Source organism: Pseudomonas sp. WT-JTC (assembly GCF_056711565.1).
Map to the genome: position 1 here is coordinate 722,354 of NZ_CM160042.1, position 19,347 is coordinate 741,700.

Genomic DNA, 19,347 nt, shown 5'->3' on the forward strand with positions numbered 1-19,347 from the left:
TCGTCTTCATAGTATAACCAGATTGCTTGGGGTTATATGGTCAAGTGAAGAAGCGCATACGGTGGATGCCTTGGCAGTCAGAGGCGATGAAAGACGTGGTAGCCTGCGAAAAGCTTCGGGGAGTCGGCAAACAGACTTTGATCCGGAGATGTCTGAATGGGGGAACCCAGCCATCATAAGATGGTTATCTTGTACTGAATACATAGGTGCAAGAGGCGAACCAGGGGAACTGAAACATCTAAGTACCCTGAGGAAAAGAAATCAACCGAGATTCCCTTAGTAGTGGCGAGCGAACGGGGACTAGCCCTTAAGTGGCTTTGAGATTAGCGGAACGCTCTGGAAAGTGCGGCCATAGTGGGTGATAGCCCTGTACGCGAAAATCTCTTGGTCATGAAATCGAGTAGGACGGAGCACGAGAAACTTTGTCTGAATATGGGGGGACCATCCTCCAAGGCTAAATACTACTGACTGACCGATAGTGAACTAGTACCGTGAGGGAAAGGCGAAAAGAACCCCGGAGAGGGGAGTGAAATAGATCCTGAAACCGTATGCGTACAAGCAGTGGGAGCCCACTTTGTTGGGTGACTGCGTACCTTTTGTATAATGGGTCAGCGACTTATTTTCAGTGGCGAGCTTAACCGAATAGGGGAGGCGTAGCGAAAGCGAGTCTTAATAGGGCGTCTAGTCGCTGGGAATAGACCCGAAACCGGGCGATCTATCCATGGGCAGGTTGAAGGTTAGGTAACACTGACTGGAGGACCGAACCGACTACCGTTGAAAAGTTAGCGGATGACCTGTGGATCGGAGTGAAAGGCTAATCAAGCTCGGAGATAGCTGGTTCTCCTCGAAAGCTATTTAGGTAGCGCCTCATGTATCACTGTAGGGGGTAGAGCACTGTTTCGGCTAGGGGGTCATCCCGACTTACCAAACCGATGCAAACTCCGAATACCTACAAGTGCCGAGCATGGGAGACACACGGCGGGTGCTAACGTCCGTCGTGAAAAGGGAAACAACCCAGACCGTCAGCTAAGGTCCCAAAGTTATGGTTAAGTGGGAAACGATGTGGGAAGGCTTAGACAGCTAGGAGGTTGGCTTAGAAGCAGCCACCCTTTAAAGAAAGCGTAATAGCTCACTAGTCGAGTCGGCCTGCGCGGAAGATGTAACGGGGCTCAAACCATACACCGAAGCTACGGGTATCACGTAAGTGATGCGGTAGAGGAGCGTTCTGTAAGCCTGTGAAGGTGAGTTGAGAAGCTTGCTGGAGGTATCAGAAGTGCGAATGCTGACATGAGTAACGACAATGGGTGTGAAAAACACCCACGCCGAAAGACCAAGGTTTCCTGCGCAACGTTAATCGACGCAGGGTTAGTCGGTCCCTAAGGCGAGGCTGAAAAGCGTAGTCGATGGAAAACAGGTTAATATTCCTGTACTTCTGGTTATTGCGATGGAGGGACGGAGAAGGCTAGGCCAGCTTGGCGTTGGTTGTCCAAGTTTAAGGTGGTAGGCTGAGATCTTAGGTAAATCCGGGATCTTAAGGCCGAGAGCTGATGACGAGTTACCCTTTGGGTGACGAAGTGGTTGATGCCATGCTTCCAAGAAAAGCTTCTAAGCTTCAGGTAACCAGGAACCGTACCCCAAACCGACACAGGTGGTTGGGTAGAGAATACCAAGGCGCTTGAGAGAACTCGGGTGAAGGAACTAGGCAAAATGGCACCGTAACTTCGGGAGAAGGTGCGCCGGTGAGGGTGAAGCATTTACTGCGTAAGCCCACGCCGGTCGAAGATACCAGGCCGCTGCGACTGTTTATTAAAAACACAGCACTCTGCAAACACGAAAGTGGACGTATAGGGTGTGACGCCTGCCCGGTGCCGGAAGGTTAATTGATGGGGTTAGCTAACGCGAAGCTCTTGATCGAAGCCCCGGTAAACGGCGGCCGTAACTATAACGGTCCTAAGGTAGCGAAATTCCTTGTCGGGTAAGTTCCGACCTGCACGAATGGCGTAACGATGGCGGCGCTGTCTCCACCCGAGACTCAGTGAAATTGAAATCGCTGTGAAGATGCAGTGTATCCGCGGCTAGACGGAAAGACCCCGTGAACCTTTACTATAGCTTTGCACTGGACTTTGAATTTGCTTGTGTAGGATAGGTGGGAGGCTTTGAAGCGTGGACGCCAGTTCGCGTGGAGCCATCCTTGAAATACCACCCTGGCAACTTTGAGGTTCTAACTCAGGTCCGTTATCCGGATCGAGGACAGTGTATGGTGGGTAGTTTGACTGGGGCGGTCTCCTCCTAAAGAGTAACGGAGGAGTACGAAGGTGCGCTCAGACCGGTCGGAAATCGGTCGTAGAGTATAAAGGCAAAAGCGCGCTTGACTGCGAGACAGACACGTCGAGCAGGTACGAAAGTAGGTCTTAGTGATCCGGTGGTTCTGTATGGAAGGGCCATCGCTCAACGGATAAAAGGTACTCCGGGGATAACAGGCTGATACCGCCCAAGAGTTCATATCGACGGCGGTGTTTGGCACCTCGATGTCGGCTCATCACATCCTGGGGCTGAAGCCGGTCCCAAGGGTATGGCTGTTCGCCATTTAAAGTGGTACGCGAGCTGGGTTTAGAACGTCGTGAGACAGTTCGGTCCCTATCTGCCGTGGACGTTTGAGATTTGAGAGGGGCTGCTCCTAGTACGAGAGGACCGGAGTGGACGAACCTCTGGTGTTCCGGTTGTCACGCCAGTGGCATTGCCGGGTAGCTATGTTCGGAAAAGATAACCGCTGAAAGCATCTAAGCGGGAAACTTGCCTCAAGATGAGATCTCACTGGGACCTTGAGTCCCCTGAAGGGCCGTCGAAGACTACGACGTTGATAGGTTGGGTGTGTAAGCGCTGTGAGGCGTTGAGCTAACCAATACTAATTGCCCGTGAGGCTTGACCATATAACACCCAAGCAATTTGACTACTCGAAAGAGCATCAGATTGCGGTGTGTGAAGACGAAAGAACCGAAAGTTCGACGCTCACAAAACACCGATTTCCATCACATACCCAATTTGCTGAAGCGAGGCCAGCCGGCCACGACTCAGTACCCGAATTTCTTGACGACCATAGAGCGTTGGAACCACCTGATCCCATCCCGAACTCAGCAGTGAAACGATGCATCGCCGATGGTAGTGTGGGGTTTCCCCATGTGAGAGTAGGTCATCGTCAAGATTAAATTCCGAAACCCCTATCTGCGTACGCAGGTAGGGGTTTTGTTTTTGGCGCCCCACCCCCCTGTAGGAGCGAGCTTGCTCGCGAAAAACCCGAGACCGCTGCGGGGCCTCAGGTTTCCCGCGTCATCGTTAACGTCCATCGCGAGCAAGCTCGCTCCTACAATGAAGCCAATCGCCTTCAATGTTAAAGTCGTCCCTCGATTTGCGCTTTCCAAGGAAGCCTTTATGCCGGACGCGACGTCCCTCAGTGCTGGTTTTATGGTGGTTCACGGCAATCGCCTGGACGAGTTGCGCAGCCTGGTGGTCAGCTGGATGCGTCGCTACCCGCTGGCTCCCCTGGAGAATGAAATTGCTTTGGTGCAAAGCAATGGCATTGCCCAATGGCTGAAGCTGGCACTGGCGGAAGATTCTGAGGATGACGACATGGGCGGCTGCGGGATCGCCGCCGCCATCGACGTGCAGCTGCCCGGTAGTTTCATGTGGCAGCTCTATCGCATGGTCCTTGGCCGCGATGATATTCCGGCCAAGTCCCTGCTGGATAAAGCCCCGCTGACCTGGCGACTGATGCGCCTGCTGCCGCAGTTGATCAACCAACCGCACTTCGAGCCACTGCAGCGTTTCCTGACCCATGACACCGATCTGCGTAAACGCTACCAATTGGCCGAGCGTCTGGCGGACCTGTTCGACCAATACCAGGTCTATCGGGCTGACTGGCTCGAAGACTGGGCAGACGGTCGACATCAAACAAGAAACGCCAGGGGCGAAGCCAAACCCCTGACTCCGGCCAATTGCTGGCAGGCAGAGTTATGGCGCGCACTCTTGCTGGATGTAGGGGAAGAAGGCATGGCGCAAAGTCGTGCCGGCGTCCACCAGCGTTTTGTCGAGCGAATCAACAATCTCGAAGTCGCTCCAAAGGGATTGCCCTCACGAGTGATCGTTTTCGGGATTTCTTCGCTGCCTGCCCAAGCCCTGGAAGCGTTGGCGGGATTGGCACGCTTCAGCCAGGTCCTGCTGTGCGTACACAACCCGTGTCGTCACCATTGGGCGGACATCGTCGCCGATAAAGACCTGTTGCGGCATCAATACAAACGTCAAGCCCGCAAAAGCGGGATGCCGGTAGTGATCGATCCGCAAACCCTGCACCAGCATGCTCACCCGCTACTGGCTGCCTGGGGCAAGCAGGGACGGGACTATATCAACCTGCTCGACAGCCATGACGATCCCAACAGCTATCGCTCGGCATTCCGCGACGGGCGTATCGACCTGTTCAGTGACGGTCATCCGCTGAATATGCTTAACCAGTTGCAGGATGACATTCTCGAATTGCGTCCCCTCAACGAGACCCGGGAGCGCTGGCCGGCTATCGATCTGCAGAAGGACGAATCGATCCGTTTTCACATTGCCCATAGCGCCCAGCGAGAAGTCGAGATCCTTCACGATCAACTGCTCGCGCGCTTCAGCGCCGACCCGCAATTGCGACCCCGGGACATCATCGTGATGGTCCCGGACATCGACAGCTACGCCCCGCACATTCGTGCCGTGTTTGGTCAGCTTGACCGCCAGGATCCGCGCTTCATTCCGTTTACCCTGGCGGACCAGGGGCAGCGTGGTCGCGACCCGCTGCTGATTGCTGTCGAGCACCTGCTCAAGCTGCCTGACAGCCGATTCCCCGTCAGTGAGATTCTCGATCTGCTGGACGTCCCGGCACTGCGCACTCGCTTCGGTGTCGAGGAGCGTGACCTGCCGACGCTGCACCGCTGGATCGAAGGTGCCGGCATTCGCTGGGGCATGAATGCCGAGCAGCGTGCCGGGCTCGGGCTGCCGAATGAGCTGGAGCAAAACAGCTGGCGTTTCGGCTTGCGCCGGATGTTGCTCGGTTATGCCGTTGGCAGCGCCGATGCTTATGAAAGTATCGAGCCCTACGACGAAATCGGTGGCCTGGACGCCGCGCTAATCGGCCCGCTGGTTGCGCTGCTGGACGCGCTGGAAGTGGCTCACCACGAACTCTCTCAGCCGGCACCGCCGCGGCAATGGGGCTTGCGCTTGCAGGCGTTGGTGCAGTTGTTCTTCCTTGCCAGCAACGAACACGATGACTACTTGCTGGCTCAGCTCGAAGAGCTGCGTGAGACCTGGCTCGAGACCTGCGAGTCCGTCGGGTTGCAGGACGAGTTGCCGCTGACCGTCGTCCGTGAAGCCTGGCTCGCAGGTCTGGATCAGGGCCGTTTGTCTCAACGCTTCCTGGCCGGCGCGGTCAACTTCTGCACCTTGATGCCGATGCGTGCCATCCCGTTCCGACTGGTCTGCCTGTTGGGCATGAATGACGGCGATTATCCACGTGCGCAACCGCCGCTGGATTTCGATCTGATGGGCAGTGATTACCGTCCAGGCGATCGTTCCCGGCGCGAAGATGACCGCTACCTGCTACTGGAAGCCTTGTTGTCGGCACGGGACCAGCTCTACATCAGTTGGGTGGGCCGCAGCATCCGCGACAACAGCGAGAGGCCTGCTTCGGTGCTGATCGGCCAGTTGCGTGACCACCTGGCCAGCGGTTGGCGATTGGCGCAAAGCGACAAGGACCTGATTGAAGGCATGACCCGGGAACACCCTTTGCAACCCTTCAGCGCTCGCTACTTTCACGAAGGCGATGACTCGTTCAGCTACGCCACCGAATGGCAGGTCCTTCATCAGGCGACAGAGCAGCAGGCAAGTGCCGAAGTACTCGAGGCTCACGTTCAGGACGAACCACTCAGTCTCGGTCAACTGCAGGACTTCCTGCGCAATCCGGTACGGCACTTTTTCAGCCAGCGACTGAAGGTCTACTTCGAAGCAGCAGAAGTGCCGTTGGCTGATGAAGAGCCTTTTGTCCTGGATGCGTTGCAGCGTTACAGCCTCAGCGACCGTTTGCTTGAAGCGGGGCTGGCAGATCCGGGAAATGCCGGACAGGCCCTGGAGGATCAGGCGAAACGCCTGCAAAACAGCGGGCTGCTGCCCATGGCCGGATTCGGTGAGTGCCTGCAACGTGAATTGATCGAGCCATTACCTGACTTGCTGCAACGCCACCAGCAGCTCCTGGCTTTGTGGCCAACACCGCTCGGCAGCGCGTTACCCGTCAGTCTTGAACTGCAAGGCCTGCACATCGATGGCTGGCTCAGCGGCCTGCATCAGCGCGCTGATGGTGGCTTGCTGTCTATCACTACGATCCCCAACAGTATCGGCTCGATCAAGTCGCGCAAATGGCATCGCCTGACACGCCCGTGGGTCAATCATCTGATCGCTTGTGCCAGTGGCATGGCGCTGACCACCGCACTGGTGGCCAGCGACGACAGCCTGTTGCTCGGTCCGCTGGACGGGGCCACCGCGCAGGAAATTCTCGGTGACCTGTTGTTGGCCTGGCAGTCGGGTATGCGCCAGCCTCTGCCGATCGCGGTCAAGACCGCCTTCGCCTGGCTGGGGCAAACCGACCCGGTCAAGGCCGAGGCCGCTGCGCGCAAAGCCTATGAAGGCGACGGGCAGACGACGGACGGAGAACGGCGCGAAAGCCCGGCACTCGCACGCCAATTCGCCGATTACGCTGCCTTGACCGCCGATGAGACGTTCCCCCAATGGTGTGATGCGCTCTATCGCCCGCTTCTTGAAGCCCCTTGGCGTTCACTGTCCAGCGAGGAGTCGCGCTGATGAGCACGAAGACACCGCTGGCCCTGGCGTTCCCGCTGCGTGGCAGCCAACTGATCGAAGCCAGCGCCGGCACCGGCAAGACGTTCACCATTTCCGCGTTATACCTGCGCCTGGTCCTTGGTCATGGTGACGAGGGCTCGGGGTTCGGGCGAGAGTTGCTGCCGCCGCAAATCCTCGTCGTGACCTTCACCGATGCCGCGACCAAAGAGTTGCGCGAACGCATTCGCACGCGGCTCGCCGAGGCCGCACGATTTTTCCGCGATGAAACGCCTGCCCCCGACAGCCTGATTGCCGAGTTGCGTGGCCAGTACTTGCCCGAGCAATGGCCCGGCTGCGCAAACCGCCTGGATATCGCCGCCCAGTGGATGGACGAGGCGGCGGTTTCGACCATCCACAGTTGGTGCCAGCGCATGTTGCGCGAGCACGCCTTCGACAGCGGCAGCCTGTTTACCCAGACTCTGGAAACCGACCACAGCGATTTGCTGGGGGAAGTCCTGCGCGATTACTGGCGGCTGTTCTGTTACCCGATGCAAGGTGACGCGCTCAATTGGGTGCGCAGCAATTGGGGCGGCCCGGCGGCGTTGGTGCCGCGGATCCGTGCGCTGTTCGCCAGCGAGCGGGATACGCTGCAAGGGAAAGAGCCCGCCGAGGTGATTTCACAATGCTTGCAAGAGCGACGGGTTGCCCTGATCGAACTCAAGCAACCCTGGCTCCAGTGGGCGGACGAGTTGCTTGCCATCTGTCACCAGGGCGTTGCCAGCAAGGCTGTCGACGGTCGCAAGATGCAGGCCCGCTATTTCGAGCCATGGTTCGAAAAGATCAAGGCCTGGGCCGAAGACGAATCCCTTGAACAACTGGATATCGGCACCGGCTTCACGCGCCTGACCCCTGACGGCATGGCCGAAGCCTGGAAGGGCGAAGCGCCTCGACATCCGGGGCTCGATGCGATGGCCGGCCTCAAGGCCAGTCTCGATGGGCTGCCAACACCCAATGCCGCCGTACTGCAACACGCCGCCCGCTGGGTCGGGGCACGATTCGAGGAAGAGAAACGCCGCCGTGCGGAAATGGGTTTCGACGACATGTTGCTGCGCCTTGATGCGGCCTTGCAGTCCGATGGCGGCGAGCGACTGGCCACCCTGATTCGCGAGCAGTTTCCGGTCGCACTGATCGATGAGTTCCAGGATACGGACCCTGTGCAATACCGGATCTTCGAGAGCATCTACCGGATTGAAGAGAACAGCCCCGAGTGCGGTCTGTTCCTGATCGGCGACCCGAAACAGGCGATCTACGCTTTTCGCGGCGCCGACATCCATACCTACCTGCGCGCCCGGCAGGCCACCACCGGCCGCCTGCACACCCTGGGCACCAACTTTCGCTCAAGCCATGGCATGGTCAACGCGGTGAACCATGTGTTCGAGCGTGCTGAAGCCCGGGAGTCAGGGCGCGGGGCATTCCTCTTCCGGGAGAAGAATGGCGACAACCCGGTTCCGTTCACGCCGGTTGCCTCCCAGGGCCGCAAAGAAGTCCTGTGCATAAATGATCAGGCAGTCCCTGCCTTGAACATCTGGCACCTGGCGGCGGAACAACCGTTGTCCGGTGCTGTGTACCGGCAACACCTGGCGGCTGCCTGCGCCAGTGAAATCACTGCGTTGCTCAATGGCGGACAACAGGAGCAAGCGGGGTTCACCCAGGACGGCAAGGCCTTCAGAGGCCTGCTGCCGGCGGACATCGCCATCCTGGTGCGCGATGGCAAGGAAGCGCAGGCGGTTCGTGGCGAATTGTCGGCCCGGGGTGTGCGCAGTGTTTACCTGTCGGACAAGGACTCGGTGTTCGCCGCTCAAGAGGCGCATGACGTGCTGACCTGGCTCAAGGCCTGCGCCGAGCCGGATGTCGAGCGCCCGCTGCGGGCTGCGTTGGCCAGCATCACGTTGAACCTTTCGTTGACTGAGCTGGAGCGGCTGAATCAGGACGAGTTGGCCTGGGAATCCCGGGTCATGCAGTTTCGTGGCTATCGCGAAGTCTGGCGCAAGCAGGGCGTATTGCCGATGCTGCGGCGCTTGCTGCACGACTTCCGTCTGCCCCAGGCGCTGATCGCACGCAGTGACGGCGAGCGGGTACTGACGAATCTGTTGCATCTGTCCGAATTGCTGCAACAGGCGGCCGCGGAACTCGATGGTGAGCAAGCACTGATCCGGCATTTGTCCGAGCACCTGGCGTTGTCCGGGCAGGCTGGCGAAGAGCAGATCCTGCGCCTGGAAAGTGATGAGCAATTGGTCAAGGTCGTGACCATTCACAAGTCCAAAGGCCTGGAATACCCGTTGGTGTTCCTGCCGTTCATTTGTTCGGCGAAACCGGTGGACGGCAGCCGCCTGCCGTTGCATTACCACGATGAATCAGGCAATGCCCAGGTCTCGTTGAAGCCGACCGCAGAATTGATTGCCCTGGCCGATGATGAGCGGCTGGCCGAGGATCTGCGCTTGCTCTATGTCGCCCTGACCCGGGCGCAACATGCCTGCTGGCTGGGGGTGGCTGACCTCAAGCGCGGCAACAACAATGGCTCGGTGCTGCATCTGTCGGCGTTGGGTTATCTGTTGGGTGGCGGTGCACCATTGGGCGAGTCCCCGGCGTTGCAGCAGTGGTTGCGGGATCTGCAGCAGGACTGCCCGGCGCTGGCCTATGCCCGGATGCCTGAAGCGACTGCCGAGCAATACCAGCCACCGCAAAACGACGCGGCGCTGCTGGTGCCGCTGATCCCGAAACGCAAGGCCAGCGAAAACTGGTGGATCGCTTCCTACAGCGCATTACGCATTGGCGACACCCTGAGTGTCGGCGCGGACGAGGCGCCGGAGAGCCCGCAGGCGCAAAAACTGTTCGATGACGAGCGCCTCGACCCGCAGGCCCCCAGAGAAGTGGTGGCCGGTGGTGCCGATATCCATCGCTTCCCGCGCGGCCCGAACCCCGGCACTTTCCTCCATGGCCTGCTCGAATGGGCGGGAGGCGAGGGTTTTGCTGCCGCGCCACAAGATGTAAACGACGCCATTGCCCGTCGCTGCAATCGTCGAGGCTGGGAGGGCTGGATCACCACGCTCAGTGACTGGTTGCAGCATCTGCTCAAGTTGCCGTTGGAGCTGGGCGCCGGTCAGGCCCCGGTGATATTCGGGCAGTTGACGCAGTACCAGGTCGAGATGGAGTTCTGGTTCGCCAGCCATAAGGTCGATGTGCTCAAGCTCGACGCGCTGGTGTGCCAATACACCCATAACGGCGTGGCCCGGGTGGCGGCCGAACCGGTGTTGCTCAATGGCATGTTCAAGGGCTTCATCGACCTGACGTTCGAACACAACGGCCGCTATTACGTTGCCGACTACAAATCCAACTGGCTTGGCGCCGATGATGCGGCCTACACCCAGCAGGCCATGGAACAATCGATTCTCGACAACCGTTACGACCTGCAATACGTGTTGTACCTGTTGGCCCTGCATCGCCAGCTCAAGGCGCGTCTTGTCGATTACGACTACGACCGGCATGTCGGCGGTGCGTTGTACCTGTTTTTGCGTGGCACGCGTGCGGCCAGCCAGGGCGCATTTTTTGCCCGTCCGCCAAGAGAACTGATCGAGCGTCTGGACAGACTGTTCCAGGGCAAGCCGGAACCCAAGGCCGAGCCCGCCTGGGAACAGGGAGTACTGTTATGAACCGCACATTCGCCGATTTGTTGCCCACATCGCTGGCAGCCGAAAGCCTGGCCGAACTGGCGCCGCTGAGTCGTGCCGACGACTTGCTGTTGTTGCTCACGCGTTGGGTCGAGCGTGGCTGGTTGCGAGCACTGGACAAAGCCTTTGTCGCATTCTTGCACGAGCTGGCCCCGAATGATGATCCGTTGGTGTTGCTGGCCGCCGCGTTGACCAGCCACCAATTGGGCCACGGGCATGTCTGCCTTGACCTGTTCGAGACGCTGAAAGAACCTGACTTTGCCCTGTCATTGCCACCCGAAGGTGACGTGCAAGGCGCAATGCTGTTGCCGTCGCAATTGCTGGGGTCGCTGGACGGGGCCCATTGGTGCAAGGTGCTGGCTGCCAGCAACCTGGTTGCACTGGCTGTCGACAGTCGTGACCACGTGCGCGAACGGCCTTTGGTGTTATCGGGCAAACGCTTGTACCTGCGCCGCTATTGGGCCTATGAGCGACGGATCGACCTCTCGTTGCGCGAGCGTCTGACCGAACGTGAATCCACGCCGAACGACTTGCTCCAGCGCCTTACCGGATTGTTTGGTCCTGCCCGGTCCGGTGAGGTGATCGACTGGCAGAAGCTTGCCTGCGCACTGGCGACCCGTAGCGCCTTCAGCATCGTGACGGGAGGGCCGGGAACCGGCAAGACCACCACCGTCGTACGTTTGCTGGCGTTGCTCCAGGCGCCGGCGGTCGAGGCCGGCAAGCCCCTGCGCATCCGCCTCGCCGCACCGACCGGCAAGGCCGCAGCGCGTCTGACGGAATCCATCAGCCAGCAAGTGCGGACCTTGAAGGTCACGCAAGACATTCGGGACAAGATCCCGTCCGACGTCACCACCGTTCACCGTCTGCTCGGCAGCCGGCCGGGGACTCGTCATTTTCGCCACCATGCCGGCAATCGCCTGCCGCTGGATGTGTTGGTGGTGGACGAGGCCTCGATGATCGACCTGGAAATGATGGCCAATCTGCTCGACGCATTGCCCGCCCATGCACGCCTTGTGCTGTTGGGTGACAAGGATCAGTTGGCTTCGGTAGAAGCCGGTGCGGTACTGGGGGATCTGTGTCGCGACGCCGAGGCTGGCTGGTACAGCCCGCAGACACGCCAGTGGCTGGAAGCCGTCAGCGGCGAAAGTTTGCAGGCCAGCGGATTGCAGGAAGACACGCAGGGCGCGCATCCATTGGCCCAACAGGTGGTGATGCTGCGCCATTCCCGGCGATTCGGCGAGGGCAGCGGTATCGGTCAACTGGCTCGTTGGGTCAACCAGCAGCAACCCGAAGACGCACGCAAGTTGTTGTCTGCGCGAAGCCATGACGATGTGCATTCCTTGTCCCTCAAGGGGGAGCAGGACCGGGCCCTGGAACGCTTGCTTCTCGACGGCCATGGTCAGGGCCCGCAGGGGTATCGGCACTACCTGAGCGTGTTGCGCAATCAGCGGCCGCCACTCGACAGCCCGCTGGAGGATTCGCGCTGGACTGATTGGGCTCGACAAGTGTTGCAGGCCTTCGACGCGTTCCAGTTGTTATGTGCCGTGCGCAAGGGGCCGTGGGGTGTGGAGGGCTTGAACCTGCGAGTGACGGAGGCTTTGCTGAGGGCGCGCCTGATCGACAGTGACCAGCAGTGGTACGAAGGCCGCCCCGTACTGATGACCCGCAATGACTACGGGCTGGGCTTGATGAACGGCGACATCGGCATCGCCCTCAAGCTCCCGGAGCAGGAGGGCCATGAGACTGGAAGGCAGGTTCTGCGAGTGGCGTTCCCGCGAAATGATGGCCAGGGGGGCGTGCGATTCGTCCTGCCAAGCCGCCTGAATGATGTCGAAACCGTGTACGCCATGACCGTGCATAAATCCCAGGGCTCGGAGTTCGCGCATACCGCGTTGATTCTGCCTGACGCCTTGAATCCGGTACTCACCAAGGAACTGATCTACACAGGGATCACCCGGGCCAAGGACTGGTTCACCTTGATCGAGTCGCGTGCGGGCGTGTTTGAAGAGGCGGTGAAACGCCGGGTCAAACGCTTGAGCGGGCTGATGCTGGAGCTAAAGGAGGGCCGCGACTGACAGCGCTTGCAGCGAGCCCATCAGTCGGCGAACAGCATCTCCCGGCTTTCACCCATCAGCAGGCCCTGATTGCGTTCGGTCACCTCGCGGATGTAATCCCACAACAGGGTGATCCGCTTGAGCTTGCGCAGGTCTTCGCGGCAGTACATCCAGAACTGTCGAGTGATGTTGATTTCCTGTGGCAACACCGGCAGCAGGCGAGGGTCCTGGGTGGCGAGGAAGCACGGCAGGATCGCCAGTGAGCGTCCCTGCTGCGCGGCCACGAACTGTGCGATCACGCTGGTGCTGCGCAGATTGGCACTGGCACCGGGCAGTACGTTGGCCAGGTACAACAGCTCCGAGCTGAATGCCAGGTCGTCGACGTAACTGATAAACGAATGTTTCGCCAGGTCTGCCGGGCGGCGGATGGCCGGGTGGTTGTCCAGATAATCCTGGGTCGCGTACAGCTGCAATCGGTAGTCGCACAGTTTGCAGCAGACGTACGGGCCATGCTCCGGACGCTCCAGGGCGATGACGATGTCGGCCTCGCGCTTGGACAGGCTGATGAAGTGCGGCAACGGCAGGATATCCACCGAGATTGCCGGGTAGGTGTCGACGAAGTGGCTCAGCTGCGGCGTGATGAAAAAGCTGCCGAAGCCTTCGGTGCATCCCATGCGCACATGACCGGACAGCGCCACGCCGGACCCGGAAACCTGCTCGCACGCCATGTGCAAGGTGCTTTCGATCGACTCGGCATAGCCCATCAACCGCTGGCCTTCGGCGGTCAGGACAAAGCCGCTGGTCCGGGATTTTTCGAACAGCAATGTGCCCAGCGCCGTTTCCAGGGAGCTGATGCGCCGCGACACCGTGGTGTAGTCCACCGCCAGGCGCTTGGCCGCAGTGCTGGCTTTGCGGGTGCGGGAGACTTCCAGGAAAAACTTGAGGTCGTCCCAGTTCAACGAGCCGAGGGAGGTGATGTTTTTTTGCATGTTGGACCGGTTTTTATGTGCGTTCTTATCAGAAGTTTGCACATCTATACTCCAAAAACAGCCCGTTAACCAATTCGCGGCGCATGCCTCTTCTCAAGGCGACTATTTCGCCTTGGCTCCCAAGATAACAACAAAGATCTGGAGACCCACATGAACGTATCGCTTACGCCCACTGACACCACCGTGCAGAAGGTCAAACTGTTGATCGACGGCCAGTGGGTCGAATCCAAGTCCACCGAATGGCACGACATCATCAACCCGGCGACCCAGCAAGTGCTGGCCAAGGTGCCGTTTGCCACCGCTGAAGAAGTCGATGCTGCCATCAGCGCCGCTCATCGTGCTTTCCAGACCTGGAAACTGACCCCCATCGGCGCGCGCATGCGCATCATGCTCAAGCTCCAGGCGCTGATCCGCGAGCACTCCAAGCGCATCGCCGCCGTCCTGAGCGCCGAGCAGGGCAAGACCATTGCCGACGCCGAAGGCGATATCTTCCGTGGCCTGGAGGTGGTCGAGCACGCCTGCTCCATCGGCAGCCTGCAAATGGGCGAGTTCGCTGAAAACGTCGCCGGTGGCGTTGACACCTACACCCTGCGCCAGCCGATCGGCGTATGCGCGGGTATTACTCCGTTCAACTTCCCGGCAATGATTCCGCTGTGGATGTTCCCGATGGCCATCGCCTGCGGTAACACCTTCGTACTCAAGCCGTCGGAACAGGACCCGATGTCGACCATGCTGCTGGTGGAACTGGCGATCGAGGCGGGTATTCCGGCTGGCGTGCTCAACGTCGTGCATGGTGGCAAGGATGTGGTGGACGGGCTCTGCACCCACAAAGACATCAAGGCTGTTTCCTTCGTCGGTTCGACCGCTGTCGGTACTCACGTCTATGACCTGGCCGGCAAGCACGGCAAGCGTGTGCAGTCGATGATGGGCGCGAAGAACCACGCCGTGGTACTGCCGGACGCCAATCGCGAACAAGCGCTGAATGCGCTGGTGGGCGCTGGTTTCGGTGCCGCCGGTCAACGTTGCATGGCCACCTCGGTGGTGGTGCTGGTGGGCGCGGCTAAACAGTGGCTGCCGGACCTCAAGGCGCTGGCGCAAAAACTCAAGGTCAATGCCGGCAGCGAGCCGGGCACCGATGTCGGTCCGGTGATCTCGAAAAAAGCCAAGGCGCGGATTCTCGATCTGATCGAAAGCGGCATCAAGGAAGGCGCGAAACTGGAGCTGGACGGTCGCGAGATCTCGGTTCCGGGTTACGAGAAGGGCAATTTTGTCGGCCCGACCCTGTTCTCCGGCGTGACCACCGACATGCAGATTTACACCCAGGAAATCTTCGGCCCGGTGCTGGTGGTACTGGAAGTTGCAACCCTCGATGAGGCCATCGCCCTGGTCAACGCCAACCCGTTCGGCAACGGCACGGGCCTGTTCACCCAGAGCGGTGCGGCGGCGCGCAAATTCCAGAATGAAATCGATGTCGGCCAGGTCGGTATCAACATCCCGATCCCGGTGCCTGTGCCGTTCTTCAGCTTCACCGGTTCGCGCGGTTCCAAGCTTGGCGACCTCGGCCCGTACGGCAAACAAGTGGTGCAGTTCTACACTCAGACCAAGACCGTCACCAGCCGCTGGTTCGATGACGACAGTGTCAACGACGGTGTGAACACCACCATCAACCTGCGTTAAGGAGCCGGACATGAAAATCGCTTTTATCGGTCTGGGCAACATGGGCGCGCCAATGGCGCGCAACCTGATCAAGGCTGGTCATGCGTTGCGCCTGGTCGATTTGAACAAAGCCGTGCTGGCGGAACTGGAGCAACTGGGCGGCAGCATCAGCGCATCGGCCCGTGAAGCGGCAGAGGGCGCGGAACTTGTGATCACCATGCTGCCAGCCGCCGTGCATGTGCGCAGCGTGTGGCTGGGTGAGGACGGCGTGCTCTCCGGTATCGGTAAAGGTGTACCGGCCGTGGATTGCAGCACCATCGATCCGCAGACTGCGCGGGACGTGGCCGCCGCCGCCGCGAAACAGGGCGTGGCCATGGCCGACGCGCCGGTCTCTGGTGGAACCGGTGGTGCAGCCGCCGGGACACTGACCTTCATGGTTGGCGCCACGCCTGAACTGTTCGCCACCCTGCAACCGGTACTGGCGCAAATGGGCCGTAACATCGTCCATTGTGGTGAAGTCGGCACCGGGCAAATCGCCAAGATCTGCAACAACCTGCTGCTGGGAATTTCCATGGTCGGCGTCAGCGAGGCCATGGCGCTGGGCGACGCCCTCGGCATCGACACCAAGGTGCTGGCGGGCATCATCAACAGTTCCACCGGGCGTTGCTGGAGTTCGGAGATGTACAACCCATGGCCGGGCATCGTTGAAACGGCACCGGCGTCGCGCGGTTACACCGGCGGCTTTGGGGCCGAACTGATGCTCAAGGACCTGGGGCTGGCTACTGAAGCGGCGCGTCAGGCGCACCAGCCGGTGGTACTCGGCGCGGTGGCCCAGCAGTTGTATCAGGCGATGAGCCTGCGTGGGGAGGGCGGCAACGACTTCTCGGCGATCATCAACAGCTATCGCAAACCCCTGTAGGAGCGAGCCAGCTCGCGATGGTCGTTAACGATAACGCGGGGTGTCTGACACCCCGCGTTGGCCTCGGGTTTTTCACGAGCAAGCTCGCTCCTACAGGTAAGGCGTGTGCGCATCAACATTTACCGGGGGCCGCGTCGGGCGGCTTCCCGGTTTTTTTATCGGAAAAAGATCGCAGGCTTTGTGATGGGCGTTACCAGGAATGATCGCCCATCCGGACGCTGGCAAATGTCGACTCATTTCGCGCCTGCTCCAGCGTCGTCACCGGCCTGGTCGATGGCTGCTGAACAATCGCAAGCGTTGCCGGTTTTCGACTCATTTCAGAGCCGGCGCGCTCGTCGCTAGGTGGAACGCCGAAGTACTCGCGATAGCATTTGGAAAAGTGGGGCGTAGACACAAAACCGCAGGCCGCCGTCAACTCAATGATCGACATCGACGTTTGCTTGAGCAACTGCCGCGCTCGAATGAGGCGTAACCTGAGGTAGTAACGGGACGGTGTGCAGTTCAGGTATTTCTGGAACAGCCGCTCCAACTGCCGACGTGACAGATCAACGTAATCTGCCAGGTCATCCAGGTCGATCGGCTCCTCGAGGTTGGCCTCCATCAACGCAACGATTTCCTGCAGCTTGGGTTGATGAGTGCCCAGCACATGCTTGAGCGGTACGCGCTGATGGTCCTGTTCGTTGCGTATGCGCTCGTAGACAAACATCTCCGAAATGGCGGCGGACAATTCACGGCCATGATCGCGGCCGATCAGGTGCAGCATCATGTCCATGGGCGCCGTTCCGCCGGAGCTGGTGAACCGGTTCCGGTCAAGGGTAAACAGACTCGCGCTCATGCTGACCCGCGGGAAAGCTTCCTGCATGGCGGCCAGAAACTCCCAATGCACACTGCACTCGTAGCCATCGAGCAGGCCCGCTTTGGCCAGTGCCCAGCTACCGGTGCATATGCCTCCCAGCCGCCTGGATTGACGCGCCAGGGCTTTGAGCCAGGCAATGTGCTCGCGGGTGACCACATTCTGGATACCTACGCCACCGCACACGAACACAGTGTCTGTTACCCAGGGATCGTTCCACGAGGCATCCGGGGTGATCGGCACGCCGTCACTGGCCCATACCGGCTCGCCACCGAGGCTGAACGTGTGCCAGCGGTATAGCTCTTGCCCTGACAATTGATTGGCCATGCGCAATGGCTCTACGGCCGAGGCCAGGGAAATCAGCGTGAATTGATCCAGCAACAGAAAACCAACCGATCGGGTCGTCGTACCGACGGATACGCTGGAGCTCGATGACATCGTGGTCATGTCCTCACAAAGAGAGATGGCGGCCCAAGGCACGGTAGCGTGTAACGCCCCTGCCTCGGGTACGCGCAAGTATCAGGTTCTCGCAGGTATCTCTCTTGTGTTATCCCACTGACGTCGCCCTTGCGGATTGCGCAGGTTGACGCGATGTGACCAGGCCGATAAAGGAAATCGCCAGCGCCAGGCCAATGGTCGTGCTCACTTCGGTACGGTGTTGCGGGGAGACCATCATCACTGCCAGCGCAGCGCAAATGAACGCGATCACCAGCCATGTGAGCCATGGAAACAGCCACATGCGAAAGGCCAGTTCGACGTTCTGTCGACGCAGCATCCGACGCATGCGCAACTGCGATACCGCAATGGCCAGGTACACCACCAATGCAATCGCGCCGGAGCTGGCCAGCAGGAACTCAAACAACCCGGCGGGCATGAAGTAGCTCCAAACGGTAATCGCCGCCCCCAACACGGTACTGGCGATGACCGCCGCCCGTGGTACGCCTTCGGAAGAGGTTGCCTTCAGCGCTTTCGGCGCATCGCCACGGCGCCCCAGCGAGTACAGCATGCGCGAGGCGATATAGATCGAGGAGTTCATGCAGCTGGCCACGGCAATCAGCACCACCACGTCCACCATGAACTTGGCGTGGGGAATGTTCATGATTTCCAGTGCGCGCTGGTAGGAGCCTACGGAAGCCAACAGCGGGTCATTCCAGGGCACCACGGAGATGACCACGAAAATCGACAGCAGGTAAAACACCCCGATGCGCCAGATCACCGAACGGGTGGCCTTGGCAATGTTCTGCGACGGGTTGTCGGATTCGGCTGCGGCGATGGTGACCGCTTCGGTACCGATGAAGCTGAACATGATGGTGATGAAGGCGCCGACTACCGCCGACAGGCCGTTGGGAGCAAACCCGCCGTGCTCGGCCATCAGGCCGCTCAGCCCGCTGACCTCCCGATCGGGAACCCAGCCCATCAACACGGCAAAACCCACGCCGATGAAACCAATGATCGCCACGACCTTGGCCATGGCGAACCAGAACTCGAACTCGCCGTACTTGGACACACTGAACAGGTTGGTCACCACCAGCGCAATGATCGACACCAGGGCAAACAGCCAGGCATCGATCTGGGGAAACCACTGGTTCAACACATGGCCGGCGGCCAGCGCCTCGATAGGAATCACCAGCACCCAGAACCACCAGTAGAGCCAGCCGATGGTGAAGCCCGCCCAACGGCCGATGGCCTGGTCGGCATAGGTGGAGAACGAACCGGTGTCGGGATTGGCCACCGCCATTTCACCGAGCATGCGCATGACCAGAACGACCAGCAGGCCCGAGAACAGATAGGCCAGCAATACGGCCGGGCCAGCGGCCGCGATGGCATGCCCCGAGCCTACAAACAAACCGGCGCCGATAATCCCGGCGATAGACAACATGGTGACGTGACGAGGCTTGAAGCCCTGCGCCAATTGGCCACTGGAATCCTTGGAGCTCGGGCTAATCATTATTTTTTTTCTCTGGTGAACGACATTTGAGCGGGCTGATGGGGGGCAGTGATTGTCACAATTGCCGGATACCCTTTCTGAACGCTGCGCCCTCCAGACGCTGCCGTTCTTGTCAAACCCATCATCGCGATGTGGTTATATCGGTGAAAAGCAGCGCCACCTTACCCGGCTTGTCCGACGCTCCCGTTACCTGATCGCGCCACCTTCGTATCTGAAATCGACACGGTCAAGCTTTGCGTTCGTTATGAAAACCGATTGGTCACTGAGTGGCAAAAAGCAATCACTTTGTTTTTTCAAGCGTTCTGCTGATGTAGCGGCGAAGCGTATAGCGTGGGTGTTTTG

8 protein-coding genes and 2 rRNA genes are annotated in these 19,347 nt (G+C 59.6%); 7 read left to right on the forward strand and 3 right to left on the reverse strand.

Annotated features, from left to right (window positions below):
- Positions 1–38 precede the first annotated feature (38 nt).
- The 5 genes from AC06G5_RS03175 (at position 39) to recD (ending at position 12,661) form a co-directional block, all read left to right on the forward strand.
- Positions 39–2,930, forward strand: a 23S ribosomal RNA gene (locus tag AC06G5_RS03175).
- Positions 2,931–3,086: 156 nt separating this feature from the next.
- A 5S ribosomal RNA gene (gene rrf, locus AC06G5_RS03180) occupies positions 3,087–3,202 on the forward strand.
- A 227-nt stretch (positions 3,203–3,429) separates the two neighbouring features.
- Complete coding sequence (gene recC, locus AC06G5_RS03185) at positions 3,430–6,879, forward strand: exodeoxyribonuclease V subunit gamma (RefSeq protein ID WP_480458965.1); 3,450 nt, start codon at positions 3,430–3,432, stop codon at positions 6,877–6,879.
- The gene (gene recB, locus AC06G5_RS03190; RefSeq protein WP_480458966.1) at positions 6,879–10,568 is read left to right on the forward strand and encodes an exodeoxyribonuclease V subunit beta; all 3,690 of its coding nucleotides are present in this window, start codon (positions 6,879–6,881) and stop codon (positions 10,566–10,568) included. The genes recC and recB overlap by 1 nt, the downstream gene beginning before the upstream one ends.
- On the forward strand, positions 10,565–12,661 hold the full coding sequence (gene recD, locus AC06G5_RS03195; protein WP_480458967.1) for an exodeoxyribonuclease V subunit alpha: 2,097 nt from the start codon (positions 10,565–10,567) through the stop codon (positions 12,659–12,661). Before recB ends, recD begins: the two co-directional genes overlap by 4 nt.
- 20 nt (positions 12,662–12,681) lie before the next feature.
- Here recD and AC06G5_RS03200 read toward each other — a convergent pair whose 3' ends face one another.
- A complete protein-coding gene (locus AC06G5_RS03200) occupies positions 12,682–13,629 on the reverse strand; it encodes a LysR family transcriptional regulator (RefSeq protein ID WP_413421727.1) in 948 nt (315 codons plus the stop codon).
- 150 nt (positions 13,630–13,779) lie between these two features.
- On the opposite strand from AC06G5_RS03200, the gene AC06G5_RS03205 reads away from it, so the two are divergent.
- Together AC06G5_RS03205 and mmsB are read left to right on the forward strand one after the other, a co-directional pair.
- Entirely contained in the window at positions 13,780–15,306 is a 1,527-nt protein-coding gene (locus tag AC06G5_RS03205; protein WP_480458968.1) for a CoA-acylating methylmalonate-semialdehyde dehydrogenase, read from the forward strand.
- A 10-nt stretch (positions 15,307–15,316) separates the two neighbouring features.
- On the forward strand, positions 15,317–16,204 hold the full coding sequence (mmsB, locus tag AC06G5_RS03210; RefSeq protein WP_480458969.1) for a 3-hydroxyisobutyrate dehydrogenase: 888 nt from the start codon (positions 15,317–15,319) through the stop codon (positions 16,202–16,204).
- 190 nt (positions 16,205–16,394) lie between these two features.
- Here the strand turns inward: mmsB and gbdR are convergent, their stop codons facing one another.
- Positions 16,395–17,495 carry a choline metabolism transcriptional regulator GbdR gene (gene gbdR / locus AC06G5_RS03215; protein ID WP_413421721.1) on the reverse strand — a complete coding sequence of 367 codons (1,101 nt, stop codon included), beginning with the start codon at positions 17,493–17,495 and terminating at the stop codon, positions 16,395–16,397.
- 109 nt (positions 17,496–17,604) lie between these two features.
- Positions 17,605–19,005, reverse strand: coding sequence for a GABA permease (gabP, locus tag AC06G5_RS03220; RefSeq protein WP_413421719.1), 1,401 nt, complete (start codon positions 19,003–19,005; stop codon positions 17,605–17,607).
- Between the last annotated feature and the right edge of the window lie 342 nt (positions 19,006–19,347).

Bases quoted from the DNA above. Each gene is read 5' to 3' on its own strand.
- AC06G5_RS03205 (WP_480458968.1), top strand. From the start codon at position 13,780: ATGAACGTATCGCTTACGCCCACTGACACCACCGTGCAGAAGGTCAAA.
- AC06G5_RS03200 (WP_413421727.1), bottom strand. From the start codon at position 13,629: ATGCAAAAAAACATCACCTCCCTCGGCTCGTTGAACTGGGACGACCTC.
- recD (WP_480458967.1), top strand. From the start codon at position 10,565: ATGAACCGCACATTCGCCGATTTGTTGCCCACATCGCTGGCAGCCGAA.
- recC (WP_480458965.1), top strand. From the start codon at position 3,430: ATGCCGGACGCGACGTCCCTCAGTGCTGGTTTTATGGTGGTTCACGGC.
- recB (WP_480458966.1), top strand. From the start codon at position 6,879: ATGAGCACGAAGACACCGCTGGCCCTGGCGTTCCCGCTGCGTGGCAGC.
- gabP (WP_413421719.1), bottom strand. From the start codon at position 19,005: ATGATTAGCCCGAGCTCCAAGGATTCCAGTGGCCAATTGGCGCAGGGC.
- gbdR (WP_413421721.1), bottom strand. From the start codon at position 17,495: ATGTCATCGAGCTCCAGCGTATCCGTCGGTACGACGACCCGATCGGTT.
- mmsB (WP_480458969.1), top strand. From the start codon at position 15,317: ATGAAAATCGCTTTTATCGGTCTGGGCAACATGGGCGCGCCAATGGCG.